Below are 10,702 nucleotides of genomic sequence, written 5' to 3' on the forward strand. Positions count from 1 at the left end.
CTCAGCTCACCGCCCGGGGGCCGAGCCGGAACAGCTCGCGCAGCCGCTCGGTGGACAGGTCGGCGATCCAGTCCTCGCCGGCGCCCACCACGCTTTGGGCCAGGGACTTCTTGCGCTCGATCATCTCGTCGATCCGCTCCTCCAGCGTGTCGAGGCAGATGAACTTGCGCACCTGCACGTTCTTCGTCTGGCCGATCCGGAAGGCCCGGTCGGTCGCCTGGTCCTCCACGGCCGGGTTCCACCACCGGTCCACATGGATGACATGAGCGGCGGCGGTCAGGTTGAGGCCGGTGCCCGCCGCCTTCAGCGAGAGCAGGAACAGCATCGGCTCGTCGTCGTCCTGGAACCGTTCCACCAGCGCGTCGCGCCGCTTCTTGGACAACCCGCCGTGCAGCCACAGCACCGGCCGGTCGAGGTGGGCGGCCAGGTAGGGCTGAAGAAGGGTGCCCAACTCGGCGTACTGGGTGAAGACCAGGGCCTTGTCGCCCTCCGCGACGATCTCCTCGGCCAGCTCCTCCAGCCGCGTCAGCTTGCCCGACCGGCCCGCCAGCCCGGAACCGTCCTTGAGCAACTGGACGGGGTGGTTGCAGATCTGCTTCAACCGGGTCATGGCGGCCAGGACGTTGCCGCGCCGCTCGATACCGCTGGAGCCGTCGATCCGCCCGAGCATCTCACCGGCCACCGCCCTGTACAGCTCGGCCTGCTCCTGGGTGAGCGTGCACCAGACCTTCATCTCCTGCTTGCTGGGCAGGTCGGAGATGATGGAACGGTCGGTCTTGAGCCGCCGGAGCACGAACGGCCCGGTGGCCCGCTTCAGCGCCGAGACGGCGTCGGGGTCGCGCCGGGTCTCGATCGGTTCCTGGTAGCGCGTCCTGAACCGCCTGGCCGGGCCGAGCAGCCCCGGATTGCAGAACTCCATGATGGACCAGAGCTCCGCCAGATGGTTCTCCACCGGCGTGCCGGTCAGGGCCAGCCGGGTGCGGGCGGGGATGGACCGTACCGCCCTGGACTGCCGCGTGGCGCTGTTCTTGATCGCCTGCGCCTCGTCGCACACCACCCGCTCCCACCGGATCGCCGCGAGCGCGCCGAGATCCCGCAGCGCGGTGCCGTACGTGGTGACGACGAGGTCGGCCTCACGCACCGTGGCGGTCAGCTCCGCATCGCGCCGGCGCGCACCACCGTGGTGGACGTACACGCGGAGCGAGGGGGCGAACCGGGACGCCTCCTTCTGCCAGTTGCCGATCAGCGACATCGGGCAGACCAGCAGCGTCGGCCCGGGGCCCCCGTGCTGCCGCGGCCGCCCACCCTGACCGGGCTGTACGGATTGTTCGGACTGCCCACTCCGTCCGAGGGGGCCACCCCGTTCGGGCTGCTCGCTCTGCCCGGGGTGGGCGCCCCCTTCGGGGTGCCCGCTCTCGCCGGGCCGTGCGCTCTCGCGTTCGGACAGCAGGAGCGAGAGGGTCGAGACGGTCTTGCCCAGTCCCATGTCGTCGGCGAGGATGCCGCCGAGACCGAGCCCGGACAGGAAGCTCAGCCACGACAGGCCGCGTTCCTGGTAGGGGCGGAGGACTCCCCGCAGGGCTCGCGGCACGGGAACCGGGGTGAGCCGGCGGTCGGCCTCGCCGGACAGGAGATCGCCCAGGAGGCCGTGCGCGTCGACGGCGACCAGCGGCAGCTCCTCGTCGCCGCCCTCCACGACCTCGCGGATCACCTCGCCGACGGTCCGCTCACCACCGTGCCGCTCGATCACCTTCAGCGCGGCCTTGATCTGCAGGTCGTCCAGCTCGACCCACCGGCCCCTGACCCGCACCAGGGGAATGCGGAGCTCCGCGAGCTCGGCGAGCTCCTCGGCGTCGATCGTGTGGTCGCCGACGGTGACGTCCAGCCGGACGCTCACCCTGTCGTCGAGACCGGCTCCCGCGTGACCGGACCCTCCGAGACCGGCTCCCTCGTTCCCCTCGGCGAGCCGGTGGTCGTCCGCGAGCGGACGGGTGGTGAGTTTGAGGCCCAGCCCCTGCCGGCCGGCCCAGGCGGGCAGGCGCACCTCGTACCCCGCCGCCCGGAGCACGGGTGCGCCGTGACGGAGGAACGAGAACGCCCAGGCGGTCTCGACGGTCAGGCTGGACGGCAGCGGAGCGCGCAGCGCGGTGTGCAGGTCGGGGTGGAGCCGCACGGCCCGGCCGAGACCGGCACGGAGCACCTCCTCGGGCCGCTCGGGGAGCCACGGCGCCCGCTCCCCGGCCCGGATACGGTCGACCGGCAGGTAGCGGACGGCGCCGTCCGCGCCGTCCGCGTCCTCCGCGCCGTCCGTGTCCTCCGTGGGGGAGAGGCCGAACTCGACGTGCCAGGTGTCCTCACCCTCGGCGGGCTCGATCAGCCGGAAACAGACGCGAACCGGGCCTTCCAGTTCGTGGGCCGCACCGAGCCAGCCGGTCAGGGCCTCGCCCAGCGCCGCGGCCTCGGCCGGTCTCGCGCCGGGGAGCGAGGCGTCCTCACCGGTCAGCGCGTACAACCAGCGGTCGGCCAGGGCCGTCCTGGCACCCGGGCGAGAACCCAGGATCAGGCGGCCGGGCAGCGACGACCGCGCCGCGCCGTCGACCAGCGCCTCCAGCAGCTCGCCCACAACCTCCGCCGACGGCCTCTCGTGTCCGGCCGCCCTGCAGATCGGGGGCATCGCGGCGGTCAGGCCGGGCAGGGCGGACAGGTCGGCGCCGGTGAGCACCGGCCGCCATCGGGCGGCGTGGACGCCGTCCTCCACGACGAGCTGCGGCAGGATCCGGCCGCGCCGGACGAGACCGCGGGCGTGTTCGGCCACCACGGCGAGATAGCGGAGCGAGAGGGCCGGCTCCCAGGCCGGACCGTCGTCGCTCCCGTCCTCGAGGGCGAGGCCGTCCGGGGCGGGAGCGGCGGTGCCCGGGACCGGATCCGGCAGCGAGCCGAGCAGCCGGAGCGCGTCCACCGGCCGGAACAGCAGCGCGGGGATCCGCCAGGGGGAGATCCTCGGCTTCCGTGCCCGGCCGGCCAGGCCGGATTCGGGGGAGGGCAGCGGGCCGGTGGCCGATCCGGGAAGCAGGACGGTCAGCTCCCGTGCCTCGACGGCACCCACCAGGCCCGTGACTCCCCGAAGGAGCGCGGTGGACACGCCGTCCACGCCGCTCCCGCCGCCCGCGGCGTCCGTACCGCCGACGCCGACGCCGACGCCGACGCCGACGCCGACGCCGGTACGGTCTGTGCCGCTCGTGGTCGATGGGGCCCCCGGGGCGGCCGGGACGGCCGGGGTGGTCGTCGCGGCTCCCTGAGGGGTCGCCCCGGCCTCGCGAGCCGCTCCGCGGGCGACCGGGAGGGGGACGCCAGAAAGTTCGCTTAGCGTTCCATTCAGAGCTTCTTCGGAAAAATCGCCCATGATCAGACCGGCCGTGGCCGCGAGCGCGCCGGTGGACGCGGCGAACGGGTGCCTGCGGAGCCGGGCACGAGAGGCGGGGACCGGAGTCCGAGCGGTGTCCTCCGCCCAGACCCCGAGCAACCCGTCCACCCACACGCCGTGAACCACGAGCACGTGACCACCCCTGTTCCGAATCGCCGTGACACGGGCTCCGGCCCCCGCTTCGCCCGCGAACAGACTAGACGTGGCTGCGGAAGGCCCGGATCGCCAAAGGCGCGAACACCGCGGCGAACCCGGCGGCCCAGAGCAGTGCGAAGAGCGTGGGACGGGCGATGTCACCGCCGATCAGCAGCCCGCGGATGGCGTCGGCCAGATGCGTGACGGGATTGATGTCGGACCAGGTCTTCAGCCAGGAGGGGAAGGTGGCCGAGGGCACCAGCGCGCTGCTGGTGAAGGTCAGCGGCATCATGGTGGAGAAGGAGATCATCTGCACCTTCTCCGGGCTGGAGGCCTTGAGCCCGATCAGCACCGACATCCAGGACATGGCCAGCGCGACCACGACCAGCAGGGCAAGGGCGCCCAGCAGGCCGAACACGCCGGTGGTGACCCGGAATCCCAGCACCATGCCGAAACCGACCAGCAGGATGAAGGCCCACATCTGCTTGACGGTGTCGGCGATGACCCGGCCGGAGAGCGGCGCGGTGCGGGCGATGGGCAGGCTGCGCAGCCGGTCGAAGACGCCCTTGGTGATGTCGGTGTTGAGACCGATCGCGGTGGACAGCGTGTAGAAAAGGGCGTTCTGCACGAGCAGCCCGGGCAGGGCGAACTGCAGGTAGTCCCCGGTGGAGCCGGAGATGGCGCCGCCGAAGACGTAGGTGAACAGCAGCAGGAACATGATGGGCTGGATGCTCAGGTCCAGCAGCTCCCACGGGTTGTGCTTGATCTGGACCAGGCTGCGCCAGGCCAGCGTCATGGTCTGCCGCAAGGTGGCCAGCGGGCTGACACGCCTGGCGGCCACCTGCGGGATGGTCGTCGTCAGCGTCGTCATGCGAAGGCCTCTTCCTTCTCGGGGACGTCCTCGTCCTGGGGCAGATGACCGGTGATGGAGAGGAAGACCTCGTCCAGGCTGGACTTGCGCAGCGCGAGCTCGGAGGCGATGACGCCCTGGTCGTCCAGGCGCCGCACGATCACCGGGACGGCGGCCGGGTCGTGGACAGAGGCGGTGGCCTTGCCCCCGCTGAGATCGGGGACCTCACCCAGCACGTCGGCGAGCACCTCGCCCACCAGGACGAGGTGCTCGGCCCGCGACGGCCGCACCTCCAGGACCTGGGCGCCGGTGGTCGCCTTGAGCTCGTCGGACGTACCGGAGGCGATGACCTTGCCGTGGTCGAAGACCACGATGTCGTCGGCGAGCTGGTCGGCCTCCTCCAGATACTGCGTGGTGAGCAACACGGTGACGCCGTCGGCCATCAGACCGCGCACCACGCTCCACAGCTCGGTACGGCTGCGCGGGTCGAGCCCGGTGGTCGGTTCGTCGAGGAAGAGCACCTGCGGCCGGCCGACCAGGCTCGCGGCCAGGTCGAGGCGCCGCCGCATGCCGCCGGAGTAGGTCTTGGTGGCCCGCCCGCCGGCGTCGGACAGGTCGAAGCGCTTCAGCAGCTCGTTCGCCCGCGCCCGTGAGCCGGCACGGGTCATGCCCAGCAGGCGGCCGATCATCACCAGGTTCTCGACGCCGGTGAGCATCTCGTCGACGGCGGCGTACTGGCCGGTCAGGCCGATCAGCGAGCGCACCTGATGGGACTGGCGCGTCACGTCGTAACCGCCGACGGTGGCGGTGCCCGCGTCGGGGCGGAGCAACGTCGCCAGGATGCGCACCGCGGTCGTCTTGCCGACAACTAGATTTAGACCCCTAAGGAGTTAACGGCCGAGGCAAGGGGAGGAAGATCAGATGAGCGACACTTCCGAGAAGATCACCGGTGGTGGAGTCCGGATCTGGCCGCCTGATGACTCTGTTCCCGGACCGGTGCCCGTCGCCCCCCAGGGAATCGCCGCGATCTATCTGCGGATCTCCGATGACCGCGAAGGCCGGGAGTTGGGCGTCACCCGCCAGGGAGAGGACACCTTGGCCGCAGCGATCCGTGCCGAGGCGAGCGAGGTACGCCGCTACTGCGACAACGACATCGGCGCGTCCACCAAGAGTCGCAAGCGCCGCCCGGACTTCGAGAAGTTGATCGAGGACGTGGAGGCGGGTGTGATCGGCACCGTTGTGTACTACACCAACGCGCGTCTGACGCGCCGTCCCGCCGAGTACGAGAAGATCATTTCTCTTGTGGAGCGGACCGGGGTACAGCTCATCTCGATCATGTCCGGTGCGATCGACTTGACGACCGCCGACGGTCGCATGTTGGGCCGGATGCTGGCCGCAGCCGACGCCGCAGAAGCCGAGCGCATCAGCGAGCGAGTGACCCGAGCCCACCAGCAGCGCCGCGCCACCGGTCAGCACCACGGCGGGACGCACATGCTTGGCTATCTCAAGCCCGACCCCGAGCGGGGCATCGGCTACCTCACCCATGTAGACGAGCGGGCCGCTTCCTACTTGGACCAGGGCGCGGACATGGCGCTGGCCGAGCTGGGATGGACCGCCATCATGGACTACTGGAACGCCGAGGGGTTCCACCGGTTGAACGGGACGCCATGGGTAACGCGCGATGAGGTGAAGCACGTTCTTCTGTCGCCGACCCGTGCAGGGCTCAGCGTGCATCACGGGGAGATCGTTGGAGTCGGCACCTGGCCCGCCGTCATCGACGCGGCCAAGTGGGAGAAGCTGGTCAGTCAGTACCCGGCGCCCAAGGGTCGAGGCAAGACATCGGTGAATTACCGCTACACCAATCCCGAGTTGGCCAAGCCCGGCCAGGGCAAGCGCACACACCCCAATTCCGGCGTCGTTCGGTGTGGTTTGTGTGCCGCACGGTTGCGGGTCAAGAAGCCCGGAGGCACCCGCCAGGACATGTACGTGTGCGCGAAGGGCACGGGCGGATGCGGCAAGTTGGGCCGGAACAAGAAGTGGGTTGACGATCTGATCAAGGAGTACGTTCTCACCCGGATCACGGAGGAGTACGACGCCGCGCCCGCCGAGTCCACCGCGCCGCAGGAGATCGAGCGGTTGCGCGCGGAGATCGACATCCGGGAGAAGCGCATCGGCCAGACGCGGGAGGCGGCCAAGTCTGGCTTGTGGAGCATCGAGGACGCCGGACAGGTCATGCGAGAGCTACGCGACGAGATCGACGAGCTTAAGCGCGAGATCGGCGGCTACTTGGTCGAAGAGCAGCGCGCCCAGACCAGCCAAGAGGATCTGATCGCGACGTGGTTGGACGAGACGCCCGCCACCGTCGAGGCACGGACCGCGATCGTTCGCCGCTACGTCGATCAAATGATCATTCACCCGCTTCCCCGCAAGGGACGATGGTTGCCGCACAACTACCCCGCCGACTCGTACACGATCATCGGCCGGTAGACGCGACGAAGCCCCGGACCCTCCCGCCACGGGTCCGGGGAACGTCGTCACCTCAGGAGGTCAGTCGCCCCGCCCGCCGCACGTGATACACCATCACCGTCAACGCCCTGTTGCGTTCCCGGCGATCTTCCACAGAGGCCGCCCGAGCATCCCGCCGAGCTTGCTCACGGACCGCCGCCAAGATCGCGTTTGCCGGACCGGTGGCCGTGCGGGCGCCCGTGGAACGCTGACACGGCGCGTTCGTGAGGGTCCCGCCCCCCGAACCAAGATCACCAACAGGTGGGCTTACCTGCCCCGCCCGCTCTTCGGCCCGCCCACCCGCCCGAGGGGCCGTCGTGGCTCGCCCGCCCGGTAATCGTGGCTCCTCACCCCCACTATCAGGGTCGGAGCCTTCGGCGCCTTCCTCTTTGCGGCGACTCCCACCCCGCAGCCGACGCGCCGTCACGCACCCCAGACTCTCGTCATCCATCCCCGGCAGAGGATCAGCGATCATCGGCGCCCCCCGGCCTGCCCACCCTGGCCGTCTTGTTCGTTCTGTTCGCCGTCCCCGTGATCGTTTTCGGCCTGCTGGGCGCGTTCGGCCGAGATGGCCCGTGCCCTCTCCACCCGCCGCCGGACGTCTTCGGCCATGATCTCCTCACCCGGCGTGTAGCCCGATCCGGCGAAACGCCAGTGCCCCAGCACCAGCGTGCTCTCATCACCCAACGGTGGAAGCCCGTGGCGCTCGCGAGCTTCGGCCGCCCGGTGACTCGCCCTGACGTGGCGCAGGTCCCCCAGGGTGGTGGAGTAGCGGCGCGACTTGGACGAGAAGTGACCACGAAAGCCCAGCATGTGAGCCCACGGCCGCAGCCTCAACGCGGCAAACTCCCGCCGAGCCCCCAACTCCCAGCACATGCGGATCATGCGCCGCGCGTGCTCACTCACCGGCAGCGCGTCCAGGTGCAAGCCCGGCTTGAGACCGGTCCCCTGGCAACGCCCGCACCCTGCCGAGCCCATCACCCCCGCCCGGCCACGCCCCTTGCACACCGGGCACGACAGACGATGATCCACCGTCCCCGCCGCCTCAGCCCCCTTCGTCGCGTACTTGGCGATGTAGGAGGCCACCGCCCGCTCACTCAACCCGCCCGCGCTGGAGTCAAGCACGATGGGCCGGATGTCGAGCTGATCACCCCACGTCAGGTCCCACCGGCCAAGCCCACTGGCAGGGGTACGAACCATGACGCGCCGCACGGCCGGAGCGATCGCCCGAACGAGGAGATTGTGATCAGCCCAGGAGGGGGGAACCTGCGCGCTTCCCTCGGGACCGTCCAGGCGGACCACCGCGTGGAAGTGAACCAGGCCGCGCCGCTGGTACTCGGCAACCTTGGCGAAGGAGACCCGGACCTGTTTGGCGAACGCCGCACGGGTCATGCCCACCTCAGCGGCCAGGGTGCGCCGCACTTCCAGGGTGAAGCGATGCCACAGCGCGCCCGCGTGAGCCTGCCACAGCACCGCCCCCGTGTAGTCGTAACACTGCGCGCAGATCGGTTGCCCCAGCCGTTCGTCTCCCGTCTCGTGACGGGCATGACAGCCGACCGGCCGCCCGTGCTCACAGACGGTGTCGCGGTTACGGGGACGACAAGCCCGCACGGTGCCGTTCTTCTCCCGGCGGGTGTGGACCGGGCCGAACGAGGGAGCCGTGAGCGTGACGAACGCGCGAGGATGCGCGCTGACGGTCTCCGGGGTGCCCTTGCCGCCGGACAGGCCCGCCCGGATGAGCTGGAAGGTGTCGCCCTGGTAGACGCGTGAGCAGGAGGGGCAGACCGAGGCCCGCCGATTACCGCAGGCCACCAGCAGATACCCGCGAAGTTCGTCGGTGGTGCGGTAGTCGTGCAGCACCTCACCCGTGGTCGCGTTGACGATGGACGATTCCCCGGCCAGGTGGATCGGATGGGAACACCCGCCCGTCGCCGCCACCATGGAACGCCACCGGTCGTAACCCGGATCGTTGATCAGTTTCGCGACGTCGATCATCCATTCCGGATACTGCGACCGGTTCGGCCGCCCCGCAGTGTCCGGCGTGCTCTTGGGCGTGTTGTTCGGTTCGGTGGTGATGTGGTCGCCCTCCTTGTCGTTCATGGTCACCATCCCCTCATACATGCTCATACGGCTAACTTGTAGTACAGGGTGCGTCGCGTTGCGGTGCCCTGTCAACATGTAGTACAAGAGGAACGTATGGCTACAGCGAAGGAGTTCCCATGACTGGCAGCGACTACGAACCCGACATCAACGAACTCGACCTCAGCGACGAGGAACGAGACCGATTCGCCGACGCCCAACGCCCCCTGTGGGAAGTCATCGCCGCATCCCTGCGCGCCGACATCCTGGAGGCCCGCTACACCCCCGGCGCACCCCTACCGAGTGAGACCGCCCTCTCAACCCGCTACAGCGTCTCGCGCCCCACCGTCCGCGACGCCGTCAAAGCCCTGGTCGGCGAAGGACTCGTCAGCGTCGTACGCGGACGCGGCACCTTCGTCCGAGCCGTCCCCGACCGCCACGCGATCCTGCTTGGCGCCTGGCCCCGCCATGACATCGCCGATGCGGAGTTCATCCCCACCGCCCACCAATGGGGCTGGACCCAGCTTGCCGCCCCGCACGCCGACGACGACGAAGGCCGCCAGGTCTACAGCCGCAGCGAGTTCAACGCCGCCAACCGCGACATCGCCACCACTCTTGGCCTGCGCACCGGTCACACCGTCTTTCACCGCTCCAGCCGGTGGCGCCATACCACTACCGGCCTGATCATCGGCGTCAACTCCTACACCGTCCCCGAGATCATCCCCGTCCCGGCCCCCAAACCGAACGTCGCCGACGCCTTCGTTCACGCTTTCACTCAGCCGTCGTTCTACGACACCATCACCAGCGGACGCGGCCCCACCACCTGGGAGACCACCGTCACCGCCCGCATGCCGTATGCCGACGAGCGGGAACTGATGGCCCTATCGGTCGGCAGCCCCATCCTCATCATTCGCCGCATCCTCGCCGACAAAGACGGTCGCCCTTTGGAGATGACCGAGATCAAGGCCGACGCCGAACGCATCGAGACCGCCTATGCACGCGAGAATCACGACACCTACCCCGAGGGATTCGACCCCGACATTCACGACATCGAACAACTCGCCGACAGGCCCGATCCCGCACCGACCGGCCGCATCCTGTTCCTGCTATGAACCCCAGTGGGTCAGAGATTGGCTCAGAGTTTCTTTACTGGTTCAAGGCGCCAGCGCTCCGCGCCGCCGCACGGCGCGGCGCACCCGCCCGCGCCGGACGGACATCGGGGCCGGGCATGCGGCGTGGACGCCGGTCCCGCCCCGCGCCCGCCCGGCGCGGACGGGCGGACCCCGCCGCCCGCCGCACAGCCCGGCCGCCGCACCAGCCCTCTCCCGCCGACCGTGAACGCACTGACGCCCACAGCCCAGGCCCACAAGTTCGAGATGACGTCCACACGTGCGGTACGTCAATTCGGTGACGTACCCATCGAGCCGTTGACGTTCACCCGCCGATCAGCCGCTCCGACTGGCAGGCCCCAACCGCTACGCGGCCCCTCCGGGGTCCTGCGGATTGGCGCCGGCCCGCTCCGCTCCGTACTCCCGGTATGGTCTTCCCCGCTCCAAATAGGCTGTTCTCTTCACCGCAGGATGCAGCAGCACGCGGCACTCAACACACCTGCACTTGACCCTCTTGGCCACGACCACCGATCCATGGAGCAAGCCAGGATCACGCACCGCCAGCAGCGCCCCTTCAAGGTCAGAGGCCCACTCATCGTC

At 69.7% G+C, this 10,702-nt stretch carries 5 protein-coding genes and 1 pseudogene; 2 read left to right on the forward strand and 4 right to left on the reverse strand.

All coding sequences use genetic code 11. The features are described 5' to 3' along the window. Position 1: 1 nt before the first annotated feature. The 3 genes and pseudogenes from AB0G16_RS34680 to AB0G16_RS34690 all read right to left on the reverse strand — a co-directional run. Positions 2-3,142 carry a DEAD/DEAH box helicase gene (locus tag AB0G16_RS34680; protein WP_362814633.1) on the reverse strand — a complete coding sequence of 1,047 codons (3,141 nt, stop codon included), beginning with the start codon at positions 3,140-3,142 and terminating at the stop codon, positions 2-4. 478 nt (positions 3,143-3,620) lie between these two features. Then, the gene (locus AB0G16_RS34685) at positions 3,621-4,430 is read right to left on the reverse strand and encodes an ABC transporter permease (protein WP_362814625.1); all 810 of its coding nucleotides are present in this window, start codon (positions 4,428-4,430) and stop codon (positions 3,621-3,623) included. Then, positions 4,427-5,272: pseudogene (locus AB0G16_RS34690) on the reverse strand (ATP-binding cassette domain-containing protein); the annotation flags it as partial. The pseudogene AB0G16_RS34690 and the gene AB0G16_RS34685, both read right to left, overlap by 4 nt. 58 nt (positions 5,273-5,330) lie before the next feature. On the opposite strand from AB0G16_RS34690, the gene AB0G16_RS34695 reads away from it, so the two are divergent. Next, the gene (locus AB0G16_RS34695) at positions 5,331-6,896 is read left to right on the forward strand and encodes a recombinase family protein (protein WP_362814627.1); all 1,566 of its coding nucleotides are present in this window, start codon (positions 5,331-5,333) and stop codon (positions 6,894-6,896) included. A 489-nt stretch (positions 6,897-7,385) separates the two neighbouring features. Here the strand turns inward: AB0G16_RS34695 and AB0G16_RS34700 are convergent, their stop codons facing one another. Continuing rightward, a complete protein-coding gene (locus AB0G16_RS34700) occupies positions 7,386-9,041 on the reverse strand; it encodes a replication initiator (protein WP_362814629.1) in 1,656 nt (551 codons plus the stop codon). Positions 9,042-9,133: 92 nt separating this feature from the next. On the opposite strand from AB0G16_RS34700, the gene AB0G16_RS34705 reads away from it, so the two are divergent. Beyond that, on the forward strand, positions 9,134-10,105 hold the full coding sequence (locus AB0G16_RS34705; protein ID WP_362814631.1) for a GntR family transcriptional regulator: 972 nt from the start codon (positions 9,134-9,136) through the stop codon (positions 10,103-10,105). Positions 10,106-10,702: the final 597 nt, after the last annotated feature.

The sequence above is a fragment of the Streptosporangium sp. NPDC023615 genome (assembly GCF_040640155.1).
Taxonomy (GTDB): domain Bacteria; phylum Actinomycetota; class Actinomycetes; order Streptosporangiales; family Streptosporangiaceae; genus Streptosporangium.